Below are 22,091 nucleotides of genomic sequence, written 5' to 3'. Positions count from 1 at the left end.
GGTACAGGATGGTCTGAAATTTCGTGGCGTTTCCTCTCGCATCGATCCGCGTGATGTCTTTAGGACCATCTGCGAGATGCCGCGCTATTTCACGACGATCGTCCGCTCTTCCTTGGTCGGCATATGGATGGGAATCACACCCGGCGGGCCGACAGCCGCATCCTTCATGAGCTATGGCCTCGCCCGGCAATTGTCGAAGCCCGGCGCGAAGTTCGGAACCGGCCACCCCGAAGGCATCATCGCTCCGGAAACAGCCGACCACTCGGCCGGAACCTGCGCCATGTTGCCGATGCTGGCGCTAGGGGTGCCGAGTTCCGCAACCGCGGCCGTCATGATGGGCGGCTTGATGATTTGGGGCCTGACGCCCGGTCCCATGCTGTTCACCACGAAGCCCGACTTCGTCTGGGGTCTGATCGCCAGCATGTATGTGTCGAATATCGTCGGCGTCTTCCTCGTCCTTTTAACCGTTCCATTTTTTGCTGCCCTATTGCGCATCCCATTCACTATTATTGGTCCGATCATCGTCGCGATCTGCTTCGTAGGCGCCTATACGGTTGCGAGCGCCACTTCCGATCTGTGGCTGGTGTTGATCTTCGGTGCTGTCGGCTTCATCTTCAACAAGCTTGAATTCCCGCTGGCACCGTTGGTTCTGGCGATGGTGCTTGGCAACAAGGCGGAAGAATCCTTTCACCAGTCCATGATCGTCTCGGATGGATCGCTCGCGGTGTTCTTCTCCAACTTTCTGGTCGGTACCATCATGACGATTGCGCTCGCGCTTCTCATCGTCCCGCAGGCCGCTAAGCTTTGCTCCCACCTCAAGCGGCGTCAAGAAGTCGACCCGGCGGCATGAGCCGCGTCGACTTGATTTTCACACTCGTCAGCAAGGTCCACATATGAATTACCATAGCTATTTCGGCTCCAATGCCGAGGCGGTCGAATGCTGCATTGTCGGCACCGGGGGATTTGGCCGGACCTTTCTCGCCCAAAGCCTGAAGACGCCGCTTATCAGCACGCGGGTTGCGGTCGATCTAAGAGCGGAGACGGCTGTCGACGTCCTTCGCGGTCTCGGCATCGATGACGCCAAGATCGCGCGGTGTGACACGGCTTTGAAAGCGAAAGCCGCATGGGAGAAGGGCTTCTTCATCGCAACCGGTGATATTGCAAACATTCTCGAACTGCCGATTTCCGTCGTCGTCGAGGCAACCGGCCACCCGGAAGCCGGCGCCCGCCATTCGCGGCTTGCGATCGATGCAGGCAAGCATGTGGCGTTGGTCTCGAAGGAGGTCGATAGCGTCGTCGGGCCCGGCCTTTCTTTGCGCGCACGCCGCAATAATGTCATCGTTACCCCGGTCGACGGCGATCAGCCAAGCCTGCTCATCGGCTTGATCACATGGGCGGAGGTATTAGGACTGGAGATCGTCGGCGCCGGCAAAGCGAGCGAATATGACTTCGTGTTTGACCCAGCGCTCAAGACCCTGAATTCAAACGGCACAGTCATAGCCGCTCCCGAATTCGCGGACTGGATTGAGCCCACCAGCTTCGAGATATCGGCGGTCGCCGCGAAGCGCGCCGCGATCGCATCGGCGTTGCCGCAACGCGCAGTGCCGGACCTTTGCGAGCTGACGCTTGTCGCCAATGCCACCGGCTTTCGGGTCGACAGATCCGACCTGCACGCGCCGATCGTCCGCATTTCGGAAGTCGCCGATTTCTTCTCCCCGCAAACGAGTGGCGGGCTGCTCAAGACGCCCAGAAGTCTCGAGGTATTCCATTGCCTTCGCCTTCCCGGGGAAGTGAGCTTTGCCGGCGGCGTCTTCGTGACTGTGCGATGCGAAGACGCGCTGACCTGGGAGATGCTTGCGGAAAAGGGCCATGTCGTCAGCCGCAGGGGCGATATCGCGATGCTTTATATTCCCCGGCATCTTCTTGGCGTTGAAGCAGCCACCAGCATCCTGGAAGTAGGGCTGCGCGGCGTCTCCAGTGGCGCATCAGAGCCGCAGCCGGTCATCGACCTCATCGCCTATGCCGATGCAGATATTCCCGCCGGCACCGTTTTAACCGCCAGCGGACACCATCATTCGATCGTGAACGTATCGGCCAGAATGGTGCCCGCAACACGGATGTCGGAGCGAACCCCGGTACCGTTTTATCTCGCGGCAAACCGCAAGCTCGCGAGAGCTGTTTCGGCGGGTCAGCCGATCCTCTGCGGCGACGTCGAACTCGATGAGGCGTCGGAACTACTATCACTCCGGCGGGAACAGGACGAAGCCTTTTTCGGACAAGCCTTAGGGCCTGTGGACAGTTAGGTTTCGGGCGCGGCGCGAGCCGGATTTGTGGATGGCGAGGAGAAGGAACTGCCGCCGTGGAGCCCATCTCGACGAGGGGGCCTTCGACGCAGTCGGCCGCAAAATCCGCCGCTTCCCGAAGGGATATGGTGAAAATCGCCCATTTCGGCGTCGCGAAACCTTGATGGAGATTGGCTCCACCATCGGTTTCGCTCCTGGGACTGAACGATTTTCCCTCATACCGCGCTCCAAAACCCTAACTGCCCGCCGGCCTAACGCTGCCGTCGGATTGTCCGCCGATACCGTAGAATCGGAATCGGAGCATGATGGCTGATCGCTATTTACCCGGTGAGGAACCCCTTTTGGTCTCCTGTTTGCTGGACGACCGCAAGGATCCTGGCATTCCGCAGATAGGCAAATTACCAACGAGTCGCTGATCAGCGGGCCGATCTCCGGCGCGTCGCTGATGGCGGGAACTTTCTTCGCCGAACGCTAGGTGATCAGAATCTCAGAGAAGGACCTTCCGAGTAGTGATGGACATCATCACCCTGACATCTGGCCCTGATGCTCGTAGGCCTTCGGGGCTGACCGAGCCGGTCAGCCCCGCGCGTTAAGCGTCAGCGCGATCGCCCGATGAAGTCGGAGACCAGGGCCGCTACCATGGCAAGTGATACTGCACCTGCATCCGGATGACCGATGCTCTTTTCCGCAAGCGGCCTTGCACGGCCGAGACGAGGCGCGAGCTCTGAGGTTGCCTTGGCCGCGTCCTGTGCCGCTCCAGCGGCAGTCTTCCACGCTTGAGCAAGCGGCTTGCCGGCCTTTGCCCCGCCAGTCAGTGTTTCGACGAATGGAACGAGGGCATCCACCAGCGTCTTGTCACCCACGCGTGCTCGGCCCAGGCGAGTCACGCCCTGAAGCGCGAGCCGTGCACCTTCGATAATCGCCTTGTCATGGAGCGCGTTGGCATCACTCAATGCATTGCTCCATGATCGCAAGAGCAGACCCCAGATCGCCCCGGAGGTTCCGCCTGCCCGATCCGCCCAGGCGTCACCGCCGCGTGCCAATGCTGTTTGTACGCCGGCACCCGCCTCGACCGCAGCGGATATCGCTTGTGCTGCAGCATCCGAACCGCGTCGCATGCCTTGCCCATGGTCGCCGTCGCCTGCCACCGCATCGATCCGGCCCAGCTCAGCCTCCTGATCCTTGAGCATCGCTGCAATGCCGGCAAACAGATCGCTGATGCAGCGTGCCGCCTTGCGGGACGCCTCGGAGGCGGCTGGAATCACGGAAGTGGTTTCCTCGTCGACGTTGGTATCAGTCCTGAGATCCGCGGCACTCGTGCGTCCCATGCGAAAAGCAGGTGAATCGCAAGGCGCAAGCCAATAACTTTCCAGTTCCTCGTTCAACCACGTCAGCGTCAGCGAGCAGCCCTGCATGTCGAGGCTGGTCACAAACTCTCCTACCTGAGGTTCAACCAGATCGAGACCATCGGCCTTCAATCTGTCCTGTACCGCCGTCCACAGCACGAAAAGCTCTTCGTATTTGGTGGATCCCAGACCGTTCAGCACGGCGGCAACACGGTTGCAGCCGGTCGGCCTTTCGGCAAGCAGCTTACCGGCCAGAACGCCTGCCAGATCGGTAGCGCTCGCAACATCCTGCTCGCTGATGCCCGGTTCGCCATGGATCCCCAGGCCAAGCGCCATGCGGCCCTTCGGCACGGTGAAAAGCGGCCCTTTCGCACCCGGCAGCGTGCAACCCCCAAAGGCGACACCAAAGGAGACGGTGCGGTCGTTGGCCAGCCGCGCAATCCTTTCGACCTCATCCAGCGACAAGCCCACTTCGGCCGCCGCACCGGCTATCTTGAAAACAACAAGATCGCCGGCAATGCCACGCCGCATCGCATGCGTCTCCGCCGGAGCGCTGGCCACATCATCCGTCACTGCGATGATGCGCACGTCGATACCCTCGGCACGCAGGCGCTCGGCGGCAACGCCGAAATTCAAGACATCGCCGGCATAATTGCCGAAACCGAGAACAATGCCGCCGCCATTATCCGCGTGGCGGCAAACGCGAGCAATCGCGGCGGTCGAGGGCGATGCGAATACGTCGCCTGCAACGGCGGCATCCGCCAAGCCAGCTCCTACGTAACCGGCAAAGGCCGGATAGTGCCCGGAGCCACCGCCAACCACCACCGAAACCTTGCCTTTCGGCACGGTGGTCGCACGGACGACGCCGTTGCTAACAAGGCGAACATGGTTTGGGTAAATCTGGCAGAAACCGACAAGCGCAGTCGCCGCAAATTCCTCGGAAGCATTAAAGATCGTGGTCATGAAACGCTCCTCAGCTACGCGGCAGTATACGCCGGAGGTAATCGCGATTGGCAGCGCTGACGGACAGTCCGTCACCGCCATAATGCTCGCACAGAAAGGGGCTTTCGAAGCCGTGCTGAAGCGCCAGCTTGATTGCGGTCCGGTAGTTGATCAATCCGCATTCAAGCGGGACCGGATGGGTACCAATTAGACCGGACGTCTCGTCCTCGATACGCATGTAGTTCTTGACGTGCCAGTATTTCGCATAGGGCGCGACCTTGGTCATCATCGCCAACCAGTGCTCGACAGGCCGGTGAAGGCGAATGAGATTGCCGAGGTCGGCGTTGATGCCGACATTGTCGAGCCCCACGTCCTCGACGAAGCGGACGGAACTGTCCGCTGTGCCGAGATAGGTGTCCTCGTACATCTCAAGAGACACCTCAAGACCAACCTCGGCCGCATGGCGGCCAAGCTCAGCGATGCGGGCAACGGCCTTGCGCCATATCGCCGGATCATCGGGGTTCTTCGCCCCCTGCTCGGTCCAGAACCACAAGGCGTTCTTCTGCTTTTCCGTCAGTGGCTCGAAAAAACCGAAGGAGACGCTGCCCGCCCCCATCTCGACGGCGACATCGATGAGACGATGGCTATAGGCGAGATAGTCGTCGCCATGGGACGCATCGATCACGCTTCGCCGCGCGGTGGAGATCGCCGGTATGGTCAGACCACGAGCAGCCACGATATCTTGAAATTCGCGGCGGCGTGACGGTGAAAGATCGGCAACCCTAAGCCAGCTATCGGTTGGGTCGATCTCGGTAAAGCCGGCATCGGCGACATCGCTTATGGTCTCCGCCCACTCGTCTGCCGTTTGGTCCTGAACGGAGCGGCCGTCTGGCAGCATGTTCGGATACTGGATCATTGCCGCGGCAATCGGCCAGTTATCACGCGTCCATTTTTTGTTAGCGCTCGTCAACCTCATCCTCCCTTTGACAGTAAGCCCGCGTCCTCCCGGGCATATGGCCGGCGACAGCGCCGGCCGCTGGATAGTCAGGCCGCCTTGGCATCCTTGCGCTGGCGGGACGCAATGCGTGCGGCAAGCAGGATTGCCTCGCGGCTGGCTCCCACATCGGCAATGCCTTTGCCGGCAATGTCATACGCCGTTCCATGGGCTGGGGTGCAAAGCGGGAAAGGCAAGCCGCCCATCATCGTCACGCCCTTGTCGAAGCCGATCAGCTTCATCGCGATCTGTCCCTGGTCGTGATACATGGTCAAGACGGCATTGAAGCCCTCCTTGAGGGCGCGGAGGAAGACGGTGTCGGCCGGGAACGGTCCTTCGACGGCAAATCCCCGCGCTTGTGCAGTAGCCACGGCAGGCTCGATAATGTCGATTTCTTCCCTACCGAAGCTACCGCCGTCGCCAGCATGTGGATTGAGGCCTGCAACCGCGATCCTTGGCTGGTTAATTCCCGCCGCCTTGAGGCAAGACAGCGTCAATTCCAGCTCGGCCATGATCCGATCGACGGACAGGTTGGCGGACACTTCCTTGAGCGGAATGTGGGAACTGACCCGGGCGTTCCAGATCTTTTCCAGCACATTGAACTCGCGGACCTTACCCGTAAACGACAGAACGTCAGAAACAAACCGGATCTCGTCGTCATAACCGGGATAAGCGTAACGCATCGCCTTCTTGTTGAAAGGCGTGAAGCAAACGGCATCGGCCTTGCCCGCCTGTGCGAGTTCGAGCGCCGTGCGGAAGTTCCGCGTAGCGAAGGTACCTCCTGCCAACGTCGCCTCTCCGTGCGTCACCTCGTCAGGCGACAGGTGAGCGAGATCGACGAACACATGCCGTGAACGATCCGTGCTGCTCAGACCGTCAAGCGCCGCAGCCGCTAGATCGAGCTCGACACCGGCTTCGTGCGCCCCCTTATCGAGGATCCGGCGATCTCCGATTGCGATGATATGGGCTGCGTCCGCGACGTCGCCCAGCGCAAGAAGGCTCGCCGTGAGCTCGGGGCTGATCCCGGCAGGATCTCCCATCGCAAGCGCAATGGTGGGTCGACTATCTGCATTCGCGGTGATGTCCAAGGTCCGTCCTCCAGAAATGATTGGAGGCTTTTAGGACATCAGCACGCCAAGAACAAGTCTTTTGCATTTTGTATACAGAATTTTTCGATTTGGAACTCGCTCGGATCTGGTGTAACCATAAGGAGCGGATCATCGATCCGAGCAGAGGTGGGAATTTGGTTTTCGAAGATGAGTGAAATGCTGTCTGAACTGTCGACCTCGAATACCGGCCGCATCCAGCGGACGGCGCTGCATGACGCCCTCGTCGGTAGACTTCGCGATATGATCATCGAAGGAGATCTGGCGCCGGGCACCAGGCTTCACGAAACCCATCTCGGAGAACAGCTTGGTGTTTCGCGCACACCGCTGCGCGAAGCGATCAAATACCTCGCGAGCGAGGGCCTTGTGGAACTCGTCCCAAGTCGCGGGGCAATGGTCAAACGTTTCAGCGGCAAGGACGTGCACGATATGCTGATCGTGCTGAAGAGCCTGGAGGAGCTCGCGGGAAGCCTAGCATGCGCCACGGCCACGGATTCAGAGATCGCGGCGGTTAGACGCCTTCATGACGAGATGCTTCGCTGCTACGAATCCAGAGATCGGCTGCGCTATTACAAATTGAACCAGGAAATCCATACCGAGATAAGCCGGATCGCGCATAATGCGGCTCTGAGCGATATGCAGGCGCTATTACAATCTCGCCTGAAAAGAATACGCTTCATCGGTCACGAAGGTGCTGAAAAATGGGCGGCCGCAGTAGCTGAACATGAAGAAATGATCGCGGCTCTCGAAGCGCGCAATGGGACGGCCTTGTCGGAAGCTCTGGGACGCCATCTCCTAAATGCTTGGGAGCGTGTCAAAGAGGCCGTGTAGCGCTACCTTTGTCAGCTAAAATCTTAGTCGGCTTAGTCACTCTCTAAGAGCAGCGGACATTCAAGTGAACCGTGTCTTGCGCGCTGACGTCCGGCGATCCGGACTTCCCGCAAAACTCTTCTGGAGTTCAGCCCAATCCTGATAGATCAGGCGGATAGCGAGGTATTTCCTAGGCACCGGTCGGGGTCGCTGACGGCGAGAACCCGCCAGTGTTATCTCACGCAAAGAGGTTCGATGAACACTAGGCCGGCGCCTGCCATTGGGATGCAATGTCCAGCCGTCTTTCCAGAATCGATAGGAATTCATAGACCTTCTTCGGGACATAGCGGCTGCGGGGATAAAACGCTTTGATACTCCGATCCAATGTTATTCCGCCCCCGAACAAGGAGACCAGCGCTCCGGACTTGAGCTCATCGGCGACGCTGTAGAACGGCAAGCGCGCAATTCCGCTCCCCTGCAGAACTGCAATCCGGATCGCGCTCTCGATATTAGTCTGAAACGTGCCGTCGACTGAAATGACGAACTCCTCGCCGCCGCTGCTGACTTTCCATTGTCGAGGGTTGCCCCGCTGCTTCATGTGGATTAGACAGTTGTGCGCGCTGAGTTCCTGCGGCTTGGTCGGTCTGGCATGTCGGCTGAGATAATCCGCCGAGGCGCATACGACATAGGGCACGGTGCCGAGCTTCCTCTCGAACAGACCGCTTTGAAAGAAACTGTCGTCATCGAAGTCCCTGCTGCCGATCAAGACGTCCACGCCACGTTCCATTAGGCTGGCCGAATAAACGCTGAAGGTCAGCTCCACCTTCACCGTAGGAAACTGAACATTGAAATCACCGATGGCGGGCAGGACGAGCGCCTGGCCGACGCCCGGGGTGCTGTGGACCCGCAGCGTGCCGATCAGTTCGCGGCTGACGGCATTGGCATTGGCCTTAGCGGCGTCGAGCTCTCCCAAGATCCGTACGCAATGCTCGAAGAACACATTGCCGACGTCAGTCAGAAAGACCCGGTGGGTCGATCTGTGAAGCAGGGTCAAGGCAAGGGCATGTTCGAGCTGTGTTATATGCTTGCTCATATAGGACGGCGATTTGCCGAAATGCTTTGCAGCGATCGTGAAACTTCCGTGCTGGACCACCCGCGCGAAAATTACGATGTCGTTAAGGTCCAAGCCTTCGAAGCTGGAGCGAGCGATAGGAGGCGTCTGCATCATTAATGAAAGCTGGCACATATTGGAACGCTCGGCAATTCGGTTGCGCAGGCACGCCGAATTCTCACGCGCGCCATTTCATGATGCGCTCGCGAAATAGGTACGTTCTCTGATGGGCTCAGCTTGCCGGTCCCTTGAGGATCGGTGTCTAGATGACGCCGGTCAGGCTTTCCTTCGGGATGGCGCGCGAGAGAGAGGGATGAACGGATAGCGACGACTGCCGAGCGAACAGGCGACGTAGCGGGCCGGCTGGGTCACGACAACGAATTTCGATGCTTCGGAATTGGAAGACGGCGTTACTGTTTACGCCATTTCGGCAACCGTCCTTTGTGAAGAAAGGAGGCCATTATGGGAGCCTCGTTCACAAACGGTACTTTCGTTTCGGAAAAGACGTTTTTCGCATCTGCTTGATGACTTGGATCAATGCGGGTGTCACTATGATCGAAATCAGGAGTCAAAGAGCTCCAATATCGCAGTGTCAAAGCATTGCGATCAATCAACGGGAACTGAACTAGGACATCAGAGCAATGCATATCCGCAGCCTTACCAGCCGCGTCTGACGGCAGAAATCCGTCGGCTTCACTTTTGAAGCGCCCGAAGGCGCATGGTTTTGCCATCTGCTTTTGAAGGTGCCGTGCGGCCAGGCGCAAATCCGATCCATCCGTCATGCCGCCAATGCGGCCGACCTCGGTTCCCTTGGGAACCGACAAGGTCTTTGCGCGGCCGGCGGCAACCTCGGCATAGGACGTGGCCTGACATCGATTCAGGACTGTCCGATCATGGGAAAAGCAGATGAATATTGACGTAGCCCAGCCGATGAGACCGACCGCTGTCGTGACAGGCGGAGCGAAAGGCATCGGCCGGGCGATCGTGCTGGCTCTGGCCGAACGCGGATACAATGTCGCGGTCGTCGATATTCTTGATGAACGGGGATGTGAGACGGCGGAAGAAGCCTCGGCCCTCGGTGCCGATTGCAAATATATCCGGACTGACGTGGCCGACGAGCAGTCCGTCGTTGCGATGGTGGACAAGGTCCGCGCCCAGCTCGGCGAACCGCACGTGCTCGTCAACAATGCCGGCATCTATCCGCGGCACAGTGCCGTCGAAATGCCCTATGAACTCTGGCAGCACGTGCTCGCCGTCAATCTCGGCGGAGCTTTCCTCTGCAGCCGGACCATTGCGCCCTTCATGTTGCGGCAGGGCAGCGGCGTCATCGTGAACGTCGCCTCCGGCCGCGCGCTGCAAGGTGCTGCGGGCGGCAGCCATTACGCGGCCTCCAAAGCCGGCCTCTTGTCGCTCACCCGGTCGCTTGCGCTCGAGTGGGCACCCACCCTTCGCGTCAATGCGGTCATTCCAGGCGTCACCGACACCGACCAGCCGCGGGAGGGCGATCCCGACGAGAAAGCGCTTTACGCCCGCGGACAAAAAATACCCCTTGGGCGGATCGGCCAGCCAGAGGACGTGGCAAAAGCCGTCTGCTTCTTCCTGTCCTCCGATGCCTCTTACGTCACCGGACAAAGCCTCTGCGTCAACGGCGGCTCAATCATGCACTGAGCGCCGGTTTGAAAAAATCATAGCAAAGAAAGGAAACGCTCGTGGCAAAGATTTCACGCCTTCGAAAGGAACTATCGGCACAGCATGTCGGACTTGTGCTCTTCGACTCCCTGAACGGATATCTGCATCCGCCGGAGGCCGGGAAAATCGAGTTCCTGGCTGAACGCAATATCCTGCCGAACCTCGCGCGCCTGCAGGGCGGTGCCCGCAAGGTGGGCATGACGACCTTTTATCCGATTGGCCAGCACGGGCCGAACAATGTCGACAGTGTCGAGCGTCTGACGGATACGGATATGGACCTGAAGCCCGGCCCGAAGGCGCCGATCACGCCGCGTTTCCACAAGGGATCGACGGACGCACAGATCGCCGAAGAGGTCAGCCCGCTGGAAACGGACGTCATCGTTCCAAAGAACCGGTGGAGTTCCTTCTTCCAGACCAATCTCGACATGCAGCTCAGGGTGCGCGGCATCGACACCATCGTTCTCGCCGGCGGCTCGACGGATGTCGGCATCGCCAGCACGATGTTTGCGGCGCGTGATCTCGACTATGGCATCGTCGTCGTTCGCGATGCCTGCTTTTCCGCCCGCGGAAACAATCATGACTTCTTCATGGATCGCGTCTTCCCTCGCATGGGCCGGGTGATGAATGTCGATGAAGCCGTTGCGTTGATGACTGCCTGAATGGAGCCCGCCATGTCTAAAGAAATCCTGACAAGCCGTATCGTCTGCCCCGGTGGAATGCCGGCCATCGTCGCCAAGCCCAACAAGCCTGGCCGGTTTCCCGTCATCGTGCTGATGCATGAGCGATATGGGCTCGTCGAGCATACGGAGCATCTGGCGCAGCGCTGCGCCAGCGACGGTTTTGTCGTTGTCGCCGGTAACTTCTTCTTCGAGCATCCAGACCAGGAAGGACTGGCGAAGGGGACCGCGCGCTGCGATCTTTCCGATCCTGATGCTGTCCGCTTCATCAAGTCTGCATTCGATGCAATGGGCGACGAGCCGGCAGCCGATCTCAGCCGCACGGCCGTCGCAGGCTATTGCCAGACGGGCCGCCATCCGCTGGTCTACGCTTCGGAATTCTCGCCAACGGCCGTCGTCGTCTGGTATGGCGGCGCCGGCCGGAAAGAGTGGGACGTCTCGGAGATCCATCCGCGTCCCTTCGAGGACGTCGTGGCGAAGGTTTCCTGCCCGGTTTTCGGCGCTTACGGCGACATGGACCACATCATCTCGATCGATAATGTCTACCGGTTGCGCGGCATTCTCGAACAAAAACATACTAGCTACGACATCAACATCTATCGCGGCGCGCCGCATGGCTGGTTGAACAGCACGATGCCGGGCCGCTATCGCAAGGCCCAGGCGGAAGCCGCCTGGGCTGATCAGCAGCGCTTCCTGACGCGTGTGCTCTCGCCCGAGCGCGACCCGAATGTCGTTACCTGGAACTTCAATGCGTCCGTCGCTGCCGACTACGACTTCACCAAGAACAAGCGCCTGGAGTGATCGGCCGGTCCGACACTTCGCAGATATTGGCCGGGATGCATCCGTCCCGGCCAAGACTGGCAATGAGGAGCTCTCACAATGGACTTCACAATTATCGGGGCGGCAGGCCACGCGTTCACCACGATGCTCGAGCCGATGCGCTTCCTGTTTCTGATCGGCGGAGTCATTCTCGGCATCATCATCGGCATCCTTCCCGGTATTGGCGGCCTTGCGGGAACGGCACTCCTGCTTCCGTTCACCTACAGCATGGACTCCTATACGGCGATCGCCTTCCTGCTGGGACTTGGAGCCGCCACGGCAACAGGCGACCCCATCCCGGCAATCCTCTTCGGCGTGCCGGGCGGCGTCGGCTCGGCCGCGACCGTCCAGGACGGCTTCGCGATGGCCAAGAAGGGCTTGGCGGGCCGGGCGCTGGCTGCCTCGTATGTGTCGTCCCTCATGGGCGGCGTCTTCGGTGCCTGTCTGCTGGCCGTCGCAATTCCGGTCCTCGGGCCCTTCATGCTTTTCATCGGCTCGCCGGAGCTGCTCGCCTTCGGTGTGTTCGGTCTCTCCATGGTAGCCATGCTTTCCGGCAAGACGCCTTTGCGGGGTCTCGGCGCCGCCGGCATCGGCGTCATGTTCTCCATGATCGGCTCCTCGCCGCAGACGGGCACCATGCGTTGGACGCTCGATAGCCTCTACCTCTGGGAAGGCATCCCGCTGGTGCCGCTCACGCTCGGCCTGTTCGCGCTTCCCGAACTCTGCGACCTCGCCATCACCCGCAATGCCATTGCGAGTGGCAGTCTTGGCAATGTCGGCTCCGGCATGCTTGCAGGAGCTCGCGACAGCATCAAGAACTGGTGGCTGGTGCTGCGCTGCAGCTGGATCGGTGCAGGCTTTGCAACCGTCCCCGGCATCGGCGCGGCGATCATCGACTGGATCGCGTATGCTCATGCGCTGCGCACCGAACGCGGCGCAAGGGAAACCTTCGGAACGGGCGATGTGCGCGGCGTCATCGCTGCTGAAAGCGCAAATAATGCCCGCGAAGGCGGCGCGCTGGTGCCGACCATCGCTTTCGGCGTGCCGAGCAGCTCCGGCATGGCCGTGCTAATGGGCGCCTTCCTGGTTCACGGCATCGTGCCGGGACCTGATATGCTGACCAAGCATCTCGATATCACCTATGCGATGGTCTGGAGCGTTGCTCTTGCCAACATCGTCGGCGCGGGCCTTTGCTTCCTGTTCAGCGCACAGTTCGCCAAGCTTGCCACGCTACGCTATACGCTGATCCTGCCGGGCATCCTGTCGATCATCTATATCGGCGCCTATGAAGGTTCGCGGAACTGGGGAGACCTATATGTTCTGCTCCTGTTCGGCGTCGTCGGCTGGATCATGAAGCAGATGCGTTGGCCGCGCCCGCCGCTGATTCTCGGCTTTGTCCTTGGCGCATCGATCGAATCCAATCTTTTCATATCGCTAAGGGTCTACGGGGCAGACTGGATCTACCGCCCCGTCGTCATCCTTCTCTTCGCGCTTGCGCTGATCAGCCTCCTCAGGCCCGTCATCGCCGGCTACCGCAGCGGCAGCATGCGCTTCGGCCTGCGCGATCTGAAGCCCCAGGTGAAGTCGACGGATATCTTCTATGTCGCGGTCATCTGCCTGCTCGGCGCGATGATCTTCGAAGCCTCGTCCTGGCCGTTCGATGCCAAGATCGTCCCGCTGATCGTCGGTGTCGCTGCCCTGTTCTTCGTCGTGATCAGCCTGTTGAACCGGGTCTTCTTCGACGCCAAGGTGCCGTCGAACGATCCTCTCAAGGCAATGCAGGAAGAACAAGGGGACCAGATCCATATGGACCTCGGCTCCGATACGGGCGATCTGCCCCTCAAGACGGTACTCCTGCGGGCGGCGGTCTTCTTCCTCTGGATCGTCGGCTTCATGATCTCCATGGCTCTGATCGGCCTCATCCCGACGGTGCCGCTCTTCGTCGTCGGCTATATGTGGCTCGAACAGCGCGAGCGACTTTACCTCACGGCGATCTATGCCGCCTCGATCGCGATTTTCGTCTACGTCGTCTTCGACAGGCTGCTCTCCATCCCTTGGCCCCCGACAGTTCTCGGAACCTGGGTTCCCGTCCTGCACACCATGATCCCGTCGATGTGAGGCAGAGGCGATGACCGGACACGCACTTGAAGGAGGCGTTGCGCTCGTCACCGGCGGAGGTGGCGAGATCGGCGGGGCGATCGCCTGCCGCTTCGCCAGCGAGGGAGCCGCAATCCTCGTCGCCGATATGCGGGAGGAGGCAGCGATCGCGACCGCCTCGGCCATCAAGGATCGCGGCGGGCAGGCACATGCCGTCCGCCTCGACATCAGGGATCCGGCAGCGGTGCGTGCCGCGATCGATGCCTGCGTCGACCGTTTTGGCAAGCTGACCTCGCTCGTCAATACGGCTGCCGCGGTCACGCCGGACAGCACCGTCGAGATGCTCGATCTCGACGAATGGGCCAATGCACTGGCGGTCAATCTGACCGGGGCGTTCCTGACCTGCAAATATGCCATCCGGCATCTGCGCCGGGCCGGCGGCGGAACGATCGTTAACATTGCTTCCCAGCTCGCCTATGTCGGACCGCCGGGGCGGGCCGTCTATTCCACGACCAAGGCGGCGCTCATCCAGTTCACCAAATGCCTCGCCGTCGATCACGCCGGCGACGGCATCCGCGCCAACACGCTTTCGCCGGGCGCGATCGACACCTTACGCACCATGCGCCGCTACGGATCCCGCGACGAGGCCAACCGCGCACGCGGCCCCAACCACCTTCTCGGGCGCACCGGGCGCGTCGAAGAGATTGCCGCCGGCGCCCTCTTCCTCGCATCCGAGGAATCCTCCTTCATGACCGGCACCGACCTTCTCATCGACGGCGGCTACCTCGCGTTCAAGGGCAGCCGACCATCCGCAACTGCATCGTCAACCTCAAGCGTACGGAGATAGACATATGGTAAGAGCCTTCAGCAAATATATCGCCGCCCTTCTCATGGGCGCATGTTTCAGCGCCCCGGCACTCGCGGACGACGTCGCCGATTTCTACAAGGGCAAGGTGATTACCGTCGTCATCAGCTCTTCGGCCGGTGGTGGTTACGATACGCTGGCCCGCACGATCGCCCGCCATCTCGGGGATCACATTCCCGGCAATCCGACGCTTATCGTCCAGAACATGCCGGGCGCCGGCGGCATCGTCGCCACGAACTACCTCTATAACATCGCGGCCAAGGACGGCACGGTCATCGGCGGCGTCCAGAACAACACGCCCTTCGAACCGCTCTACGGCACCAAGGAAGCGCAATATGACGCGACCAAGTTCGAATGGCTCGGCTCGCCGAGTGTCGAAACCGGCATGCTGACCGTCTGGAAGACCTCGCCGGCGAAGACGATCGAGGATGCGAAGGCGCAGACCGTCACCGTCGGGGTGACCGGCGCCAACTCGACGCCGAGCTTCTATGCCCGCCTGCTGAACGCCGCGCTCGGCACGAAACTCGACATCATCAACGGCTACAAGGGCCAGAACGAGGTCTTCCTGGCGATGGAACGTGGAGAGGTCCAGGGCGCTCCCAGCCTGTTCTATAGCTCGCTCGTCGCGACACGGCCGACCTGGCTTAAGGATGGCAGCGTGCGCGTGCTGGTTCAATTTGGTACGGAAAAGGAACCGAAACTTGGCGATGCCCCCTTCGCTAACGACCTCGTCTCCGATCCGAAGACGCTGGATTTGATGAAGGTCGCCTTCGCTCCGCTCGCCTTCGGTCGTCCCTATCTTACTCCGCCGGAAGTTCCCGCCGATCGCGTCGCCGCCCTGCGGAAGGGCTTCGAGGATATGATGAAAGATCCGTCGTTCATTTCGGACGCAGAAGGGCTTGGCCTTCAGGTCGACTCCCCCCGCAACGGCGAGCAGCTGGCCGATACACTGAAGGAAGCCTACGCCACCTCGCCCGAGGTCGTCAGCGAAATCCGCAAGCTGATCGCCGGCAACGCCGAATAAACTTCATCACCGCTTTTTGTCGACTGCGGATCGCACCGCAGTCGATGTAGTTTGTACAAGAGGTATATTCTCTAGCTTGGCTGAGGTTGTAACGTCGATTCCGTTGGGCAGGCTCTGATGGCGGCACTCGGCGACGCCTGCCATGGTTAGCCGTCGTGGCGGACGTAGGCCGAGAGTGCAAGTCACCAAGTTCTCAGGCAGCCTACTGCGCGGCCGTTTTCATTTCATGATCTTGATTGCCGCGGGCTCCGTACCTCTTGTCCGCGCCTGCTTAACACAGTTGCGGCCGGAGCGCTTCGCTTCATAAAGAGCGGCATCGGCAGTGCGCATGACAGAGGCAAGTTTCTCCCCCGGAGCGAATTCCGCAACTCCAAAGCTCGCCATCACAGTGAAGGAAGACGGCAGCTCGCTCACGGCAATTTCCGTGACCTCGCCTCTCAGTAACTGCGCAAATAAGGCGGCGATCTCCGACGTTGTATTTGGCATGAAAACCGCAAATTCCTCGCCACCGATACGTCCGACCACGGCACTGTTTTCGGTGTTCGCCCGCAAGAGGTCGCCAAATGCCCGGATGACAAGATCGCCAACATGATGGCCAAAGGTATCGTTGATTCTCTTGAAATGGTCGAGATCGCAGAGGATCAGCGCATGTCGGTCGTTGGGTGCGAGCGTCAGGGCGGCCTTTACGCCGTTCTCGAAGCCGAGACGATTGGCAAGGCCGGAAAGGGAATCCTTTTCCGCATTGCTGCGCTCATCCGCCATGATCTCCAGAACGAGCACGGATAGCAGTGTCAATCCCACCGCGACCATGAGCACGGCGGTCGAGCTTTGCGAGATCAACCCATAGTTCGTGTGGATATAGTCCTTTGCGGTCGTCCCTGCCCCCACGAGGATCGCAAGACCTGCCTTGGTGAAGAAATGTAGACAGGTCACCAGCAGCAGGCAGCCGAGCGCCCGATCAATCATCAGCCGGCGCGTAGACGATAAGACGGCAACCGCGCTCGCAAAGATGACGAGCGCGAAAGGCGTCTGATAGGAAAAAGCGTGCAAGGCAGTTCCACGCGGCAGATCGTAGATCAGCAGATCGAGGAAGATGCCGCCCAACAGGAAACAGACCGCCTTCAGCGGGTCGATCTTGCGTCCGTAAAGCTCGCCGATGCCGACCCTGAGCAGAATCATGCCGGCAAGCACGCTCGCAAATGCCCCGATCGCCCAGAACTTGGCCGGATGCGCATATGCGACCAGCAGTTCGCAGAGCGCCGAAAGCGAGGCAATGGCAAAAGCTGCGGCAAACCAGAGAGCTGAGGCCCGCGACCGGCTGCGGGTCGAGACCACCGCAAAGGCCAGCGCAAAGGACATTGCGATGATGAAATTCACCGCTAGGAAAAAGGCCGCTCCGTTCATCAACCCGTTTGTGCAGAACTCTGCACGCCATCCGCTTACCGTTCAGCGCGGATTTTAGAAGCGCATGGACAAGAAACCGTTAATGCCTGAAGGTCGCAGAGGCGCTTCTTATGGCCTTCGACGCTATCGCGGCCAAGGTTGCGTCGTTCTCGGCATGAGCCAACGACCTCGCCTGATCGCGCGGCGTCCACCGCCGCGCGATCGTAGACTGGGGGATTAATGTCCGCCACTCGAGGTGAGTCCCAGAAGCTGCCACTCCCAACGCAGAGCCTGACCGAAGCCGCCGCCCAATTCAGCAAACAGCTTCGACACTTCGTCAGCGGTTTCCTCACCCGCCCAATCCCACTGAAGCTCGCTGAGATAGGCCGCGACCGTCAGCGGACGTGCGCCCGCTTGCAGCATGCGCTGGACACCGCGTTCGTGGCTCTCGCTGCTGCTGCCGCCGGATGCATCAGTGACGATATAAACCTCATAACCTTCCGCAAGTGCCGACAAAGTCGGCAGGTTCAGGCAGACTTCGGTCCAGAGACCGGCCATGACGAGCTTCTTCTTTCCGGTTTTCTGAACCCAGTGGTAGACATCCGGTTCAACCCAGGCATTGAGGCCCGTGCGGTTGATCGGCTTCTGTTCGGGAAATACCGCCTGAATCTGCGGAAGGAGTTCCTGCCGTTCGCCAAAGACGGTCGTCAGCAGCGTTGGGACCTTAAAAATCTTGGCGGCTTTCGCCAACATCGTAACATTGTTGATGACCGTCTCGACAGGGTGCGAACGGACCGCCAGAAGCTGAATATACTGGTGATCGACCAGAATGACCGCGTGATTGTCGGGGGTGAGAACAGAGGCGACTTTCTTCGTCTCAGGCATTTTCTTTCTCCATAGGCTAGATTGCTGCGGAAAAACGCTTCGCAGGATGCGGGGCGCCAAAATTGCTCGGCTTGGGAAGTATCGAGCGGCGACGATGCTAGCCATTTGCAACGACGCCGGAAGCCAACCGCCGGCGAAACCGGCGTTCGCTCTCATCGAACAAAAAACAGTCCTGGCGAAGACCGCCGCTGCAGACGCAGACCGCACTTCAGCTCAAGGAATATGACGAATAGCTTCGACGCTTGGGCCTCTGAGGGCCAATCCGGACGTTACACAATCCCATGACATCCACTCGGACGAGATCGTAGAAATCCCTCGGATATTGCATCGTCGTGACGGTCGAGCATGGCGTCAGACTTTTCAACCTTTTATTAACGCTGTTGATCTGTATGCTCGCTCCGCCCGAAGCCGGGATAGTGCTTAAAATCAAATGATCCGAGTGGGATTCGTGTCGGCTGTGATCAAAGAATGAAGTGGCGTTTCGATGATATCCTGGCGTTCGTACGCGTGATGGAATGCGGCAGCATCACGTCTGCCGCCGAGCGAATGAATGTATCGAAGTCGGGGATCAGCAAACGCATAAGCGATCTGGAAGCGGCGCTCGGCGTGGAGCTTTTCCAACGTTCCACCCGTCAGTTGCGCCCCACCGAACATGGTGACGCATTCTACGAGCGGATGATCCCCCTCATAAATGAAATCAATCATACGGCGGAGAATTTGTCAGCGCAGGGCGAACAATCGCTGCGGGGTCAATTCCGCATTACCACTCCGATGGCATTTGGTGCCATATATCTCGGCCCGGTGATCGCCGAGTTCGCTCGCCGTCATCCCAGCCTGGAACTGGCAGTCGACTATGACGATCGGCTCGTCGATCTCGTGCACGCAGGATATGACCTCGGAATTCGCATCGGCAACCTCCGAGATTCAAACCTGAGGGCGCGAAAACTCTGCGATTGCGCTCGAATCGTCTGTTGCAGCCCGGCTTATGCCGAAGCGCACGGCCTTCCCAAGACCGTCGCCGAACTCGCTCAGCATACCGTCATCGATTATGCCTACGTTCATGCCAGCCGGCTCTGGCAATTCGAGGGCAAAGAAAAGGGCGCGCCGCCGATCTCGGTCTCGATGCGTAGCCGTATCGTTGTAAACAACGGCACGGCGCAGAGAGATATGGCAATTGCCGGCCTGGGGATCACGTCAATGCCTATGTTCCTGGCGGCCGAGGCACTTCGCCAAGGTAAACTGGTTCCAGCGCTGCCAAGTTTCACCCAGCCGCCGTACACCATTTCCGCAATCTATCCGCCAACACATCACGTATCGGCGAAGGTCCGGACATTCATCGATTATCTCGTTGCATTCTTCACTCCGCCTCTACCTTGGGAATTGGGCTCTGAACGGAATGAAAAATCTGCCTTGCTGAGCCTGCACCAAGAGCATTGATCGCTACGGGCGGCCGCATCTATTGCCAGGTCGCGCTCCACGCTCTGCTATCAAACCGGCATCGGAAGCATCGAGATACAATCCATCAGCAGTTTCGTTCCGAAGGCTTCGACCGGCGTTCGATAACCGAGGAATCTCCGATTGCAGATTTAGCCGCTATTCAGGCAAGCGGGGCGTCGTTTAGATAAGAAAGAGGCTAAGGTGAGCGCTCTTAAGCAGGCATGGCCCAAACGACCGCCTTGAACCAATTCGGACCGCCGACCCGCGTCTCTTTTGGCTAAGCCAATGGATTTATTCGCAATTTGCGGCATAAGCCCCTATGGAACTCGCGCAGTTGGCGCCAAGTCCCATTGCAAACCGGGCAGCGCGCTACGAAGAAGTAAGCTCGAAACTGGAGAGTTTCGACGGCCACCTTCAAGACTGCGCTCGATTTCCATGACGGACTTAGCCTCAAGCGCGGCGATTTCGGCGATGGTCCCGCCACATGACAGCCATCGAAGTGATGACTTTTCGAGTGGCGAAAGCACCCATGGCTGCATAGCACCTCACGGCTCCATTTGATGACAATGCAGGCCGAGAGTGGGCAACGCCTTGGTCTGCCTGGCCGTCGGCAATATCGGGCCGCTCTACGGTTGTATATTGTCGCTGCACCAAGGAGTGTGCCGATTTCCGAGCTATTCGACAGCGACGGCCATCCCGCTCTCTGCGTGGCCGCGGAGTGACTTCTCCGGCATGAGGCGGAAAAGGAGAAACGACATTGCTGACGAAAGGGCGCATGCGATGAAAATATACGTGAACGGCAATGCCGAAGTAGCCGTGGCGTTGACGGTTTGAATCGCCTCACCAACGAGCGGCAGGCCGTTGCCAAGGGCGATGGCGCCAAGTGTGGCAACGCCAAGGGCTCCCCCAAGCGAGCGCAGGAATGTTAAAACACCCGTGGCAACGCCGAGATGCGCCTGATCGACGGCGTTCTGTACTGCGATCGTCGCGACTGGGAATGTCATGCCGGAGCCGAAACCGACGCCGAACGTCAGGATTTCGAGCGTAACCAGCGACGTCCGACCGGCCAGAAACGCCAGTATGGCTAAGCATAGGACACTGAGTGCGCATCCGGAAAGCGCAAGCCTTTTGTAGTGTGTTACTCGTTGCATCGCGCGTCCGCTGAACGTTGCCCCGGCCACGGTGCCTAGCAACAGACCGAGCATCACGATCGCGGAGCCGCTGGCGGAAAGGCCGTGGAACGATTGTCCATATACAGGAATGTAAACGGAAAGACCAACGCTCGCGGTCTGCCCAAGGAACATTGCAAGCGTGCCGTAACGCACGATCGGATTGCCCAGAACCTCGATCGAGATCAACGGTTCGGCAGCATGCCGCAGCCGCATTGAAAAAAGGAACCAAAAAATCGCGGAACAACAGAGCAGCCCGAGAATGACGGGTGAAAGCCAAGAATAACGGCTGCCACCCCAGTTGAGGGCGAGTAAAAGAAGCGTCGTCGCGGTGATCAGCAAAGCCGCGCCGGCGCCATCGATGCTGTGCCTACGGGTCGCGACAGCCAGCTTCTTCAATGGATTGTTGATGACCGCAAGGGCCACCAGTCCGAGCGGAATGTTGATCCAGAAAATCAGGGACCAATGGAAATGCTCGGCAAAGGTGCCGCCCAACAGTGGACCAGCGACGCTCGCCACGGCCCAGGTTCCCGATATCCAGGCGGCATAACGCGCACGCTCGCGAGGCGGAACAAGGTCGCCGATTACAGTTTGCGAGAGCGCGAAGAGTCCACCGCCACCCAACCCCTGCACTACCCGGCCAAGGATCAGCACCAGCATGCTTGGCGCCAGCGCACTGATCAGCGACCCGGCAAGGAAAATTGTGATGGCAGCGAAGATCGTCGCGCGGCGCCCATATACGTCCGATATCTTTCCATAAAGCGGCGCCATGGCCGTGGCGGTCAGAAGATAGCCCGTCACGACCCAGGGCAGATAATCGGCATGGCCGAGTGCCTTGCCGATCGTTGGCATGGCCGGGGCAACAATCGTCTGGTCGAGTGCGGCTAGCAGCATGGACAGAAGAACGCCAGCGATGATGATGTTCTTCTCGGGCTCCGAGAGGGGAGGTACTCCCACGGCCGTTTCATTCAAGCGGGGTCTATCAGTCATTCATGCGGTCCTTACGCCGTAGGTTGCCCGGCAATCTAAAATAGACCGGTGGGTCGCGGCAAACTAGCCGCGTGTAATGAACATAATGTCCGACTGGTTGGACGATGTCGCGCGAATGGCCGCTGCCTCATGCTGCGGCGCCTTCGGGCCGAATGCTGCTCTAACGCGTTACCCTCTATACGCCCACGCGTTCCTCACCGGGGTTGTCTTTTGGCGGCCTTTGCAAGTTTTGCTGCAACCCCATCCCGCTCTGGCTCGATATAAGAAAACACCGGCTATTTGGCCCCTCTAGGGTTGACGAGCAATTTCGCGTGGCGTGCAACCGAAACTTCGTTTGAACATTGACGCGAAGGCCGCGGGGGGGGATGTCACATTGTTTCATCCATGATCGAGGATGGCGTCAAGCAGTGAAATCAGGCGTGCGCGCCGGTCACGGCCTTCCAG

General features: G+C 59.6%; 18 protein-coding genes and 1 pseudogene. 10 read left to right on the top strand and 9 right to left on the bottom strand.

Annotated features, from left to right (window positions below):
• Both ACPYOI_RS26885 and ACPYOI_RS26880 read left to right on the top strand, forming a co-directional pair.
• Nucleotides 1-850 (top strand): tripartite tricarboxylate transporter permease (locus ACPYOI_RS26885; RefSeq protein ID WP_481423603.1); only part of this gene is annotated, 850 nt, incomplete at its 5' end.
• Nucleotides 851-893: 43 nt separating this feature from the next.
• Nucleotides 894-2,303 (top strand): NAD(P)H-dependent oxidoreductase, encoded by a 1,410-nt coding sequence (locus ACPYOI_RS26880; protein ID WP_481415321.1) that lies wholly within the window; start codon nucleotides 894-896, stop codon nucleotides 2,301-2,303.
• Nucleotides 2,304-2,899: 596 nt separating this feature from the next.
• On the opposite strand, the gene ACPYOI_RS26875 is transcribed toward ACPYOI_RS26880, so the two are convergent.
• The 3 genes from ACPYOI_RS26875 to ACPYOI_RS26865 form a co-directional block, all read right to left on the bottom strand.
• Nucleotides 2,900-4,612, bottom strand: a complete 1,713-nt coding sequence (locus ACPYOI_RS26875; RefSeq protein ID WP_481415322.1) for a dihydroxyacetone kinase family protein — start codon at nucleotides 4,610-4,612, stop codon at nucleotides 2,900-2,902.
• A 10-nt stretch (nucleotides 4,613-4,622) separates the two neighbouring features.
• Nucleotides 4,623-5,567 carry a sugar phosphate isomerase/epimerase family protein gene (locus ACPYOI_RS26870; protein ID WP_481423602.1) on the bottom strand — a complete coding sequence of 315 codons (945 nt, stop codon included), beginning with the start codon at nucleotides 5,565-5,567 and terminating at the stop codon, nucleotides 4,623-4,625.
• 68 nt (nucleotides 5,568-5,635) lie between these two features.
• Nucleotides 5,636-6,625 carry a 4-hydroxythreonine-4-phosphate dehydrogenase PdxA gene (locus tag ACPYOI_RS26865; protein WP_481415390.1) on the bottom strand — a complete coding sequence of 330 codons (990 nt, stop codon included), beginning with the start codon at nucleotides 6,623-6,625 and terminating at the stop codon, nucleotides 5,636-5,638.
• A 216-nt stretch (nucleotides 6,626-6,841) separates the two neighbouring features.
• Between ACPYOI_RS26865 and ACPYOI_RS26860 the strand changes: the two genes are divergently transcribed.
• The gene (locus ACPYOI_RS26860) at nucleotides 6,842-7,522 is read left to right on the top strand and encodes a GntR family transcriptional regulator (RefSeq protein ID WP_481415323.1); all 681 of its coding nucleotides are present in this window, start codon (nucleotides 6,842-6,844) and stop codon (nucleotides 7,520-7,522) included.
• Between the two features lie 241 nt (nucleotides 7,523-7,763).
• Here the strand turns inward: ACPYOI_RS26860 and ACPYOI_RS26855 are convergent, their stop codons facing one another.
• From ACPYOI_RS26855 to ACPYOI_RS26845, 3 genes and pseudogenes are all read right to left on the bottom strand, one after another.
• A complete protein-coding gene (locus ACPYOI_RS26855) occupies nucleotides 7,764-8,501 on the bottom strand; it encodes a substrate binding domain-containing protein (RefSeq protein ID WP_481415391.1) in 738 nt (245 codons plus the stop codon).
• A 15-nt stretch (nucleotides 8,502-8,516) separates the two neighbouring features.
• A pseudogene (locus ACPYOI_RS26850) lies at nucleotides 8,517-8,726 on the bottom strand (helix-turn-helix domain-containing protein); the annotation flags it as partial.
• A 296-nt stretch (nucleotides 8,727-9,022) separates the two neighbouring features.
• Nucleotides 9,023-9,436 (bottom strand): hypothetical protein, encoded by a 414-nt coding sequence (locus ACPYOI_RS26845; RefSeq protein ID WP_481415324.1) that lies wholly within the window; start codon nucleotides 9,434-9,436, stop codon nucleotides 9,023-9,025.
• A gap of 82 nt (nucleotides 9,437-9,518) precedes the next feature.
• Here ACPYOI_RS26845 and ACPYOI_RS26840 point away from each other — a divergent pair, with 82 nt between their 5' ends.
• From ACPYOI_RS26840 to ACPYOI_RS26815, 6 genes are all read left to right on the top strand, one after another.
• Nucleotides 9,519-10,280, top strand: coding sequence for an SDR family NAD(P)-dependent oxidoreductase (locus ACPYOI_RS26840; RefSeq protein WP_481415325.1), 762 nt, complete (start codon nucleotides 9,519-9,521; stop codon nucleotides 10,278-10,280).
• Between the two features lie 41 nt (nucleotides 10,281-10,321).
• Nucleotides 10,322-10,960 (top strand): cysteine hydrolase family protein, encoded by a 639-nt coding sequence (locus tag ACPYOI_RS26835; protein WP_481415326.1) that lies wholly within the window; start codon nucleotides 10,322-10,324, stop codon nucleotides 10,958-10,960.
• Between the two features lie 12 nt (nucleotides 10,961-10,972).
• On the top strand, nucleotides 10,973-11,779 hold the full coding sequence (locus ACPYOI_RS26830) for a dienelactone hydrolase family protein (protein ID WP_481415327.1): 807 nt from the start codon (nucleotides 10,973-10,975) through the stop codon (nucleotides 11,777-11,779).
• Nucleotides 11,780-11,857: 78 nt separating this feature from the next.
• Nucleotides 11,858-13,915 carry a tripartite tricarboxylate transporter permease gene (locus ACPYOI_RS26825; RefSeq protein WP_481423601.1) on the top strand — a complete coding sequence of 686 codons (2,058 nt, stop codon included), beginning with the start codon at nucleotides 11,858-11,860 and terminating at the stop codon, nucleotides 13,913-13,915.
• 10 nt (nucleotides 13,916-13,925) lie between these two features.
• Nucleotides 13,926-14,741 (top strand): SDR family NAD(P)-dependent oxidoreductase, encoded by an 816-nt coding sequence (locus ACPYOI_RS26820; RefSeq protein ID WP_481415329.1) that lies wholly within the window; start codon nucleotides 13,926-13,928, stop codon nucleotides 14,739-14,741.
• A gap of 4 nt (nucleotides 14,742-14,745) precedes the next feature.
• Complete coding sequence (locus ACPYOI_RS26815; protein ID WP_481415330.1) at nucleotides 14,746-15,783, top strand: Bug family tripartite tricarboxylate transporter substrate binding protein; 1,038 nt, start codon at nucleotides 14,746-14,748, stop codon at nucleotides 15,781-15,783.
• Between the two features lie 219 nt (nucleotides 15,784-16,002).
• On the opposite strand, the gene ACPYOI_RS26810 is transcribed toward ACPYOI_RS26815, so the two are convergent.
• Nucleotides 16,003-17,187, bottom strand: a complete 1,185-nt coding sequence (locus tag ACPYOI_RS26810; RefSeq protein WP_481415331.1) for a GGDEF domain-containing protein — start codon at nucleotides 17,185-17,187, stop codon at nucleotides 16,003-16,005.
• Nucleotides 17,188-17,403: 216 nt separating this feature from the next.
• Nucleotides 17,404-18,051 carry an isochorismatase family protein gene (locus tag ACPYOI_RS26805; protein WP_481415332.1) on the bottom strand — a complete coding sequence of 216 codons (648 nt, stop codon included), beginning with the start codon at nucleotides 18,049-18,051 and terminating at the stop codon, nucleotides 17,404-17,406.
• 468 nt (nucleotides 18,052-18,519) lie between these two features.
• On the opposite strand from ACPYOI_RS26805, the gene ACPYOI_RS26800 reads away from it, so the two are divergent.
• Nucleotides 18,520-19,488 (top strand): LysR family transcriptional regulator, encoded by a 969-nt coding sequence (locus ACPYOI_RS26800; protein ID WP_481415333.1) that lies wholly within the window; start codon nucleotides 18,520-18,522, stop codon nucleotides 19,486-19,488.
• A 674-nt stretch (nucleotides 19,489-20,162) separates the two neighbouring features.
• On the opposite strand, the gene ACPYOI_RS26795 is transcribed toward ACPYOI_RS26800, so the two are convergent.
• On the bottom strand, nucleotides 20,163-21,647 hold the full coding sequence (locus ACPYOI_RS26795) for an MDR family MFS transporter (RefSeq protein WP_481423600.1): 1,485 nt from the start codon (nucleotides 21,645-21,647) through the stop codon (nucleotides 20,163-20,165).
• Between the last annotated feature and the right edge of the window lie 444 nt (nucleotides 21,648-22,091).

It is taken from the genome of Rhizobium sp. SVR5-2C, assembly GCF_056755115.1.
The sequence above is the reverse complement of the archived record's forward strand: the minus strand, read 5'-3'. Positions and strand labels throughout refer to the sequence as shown.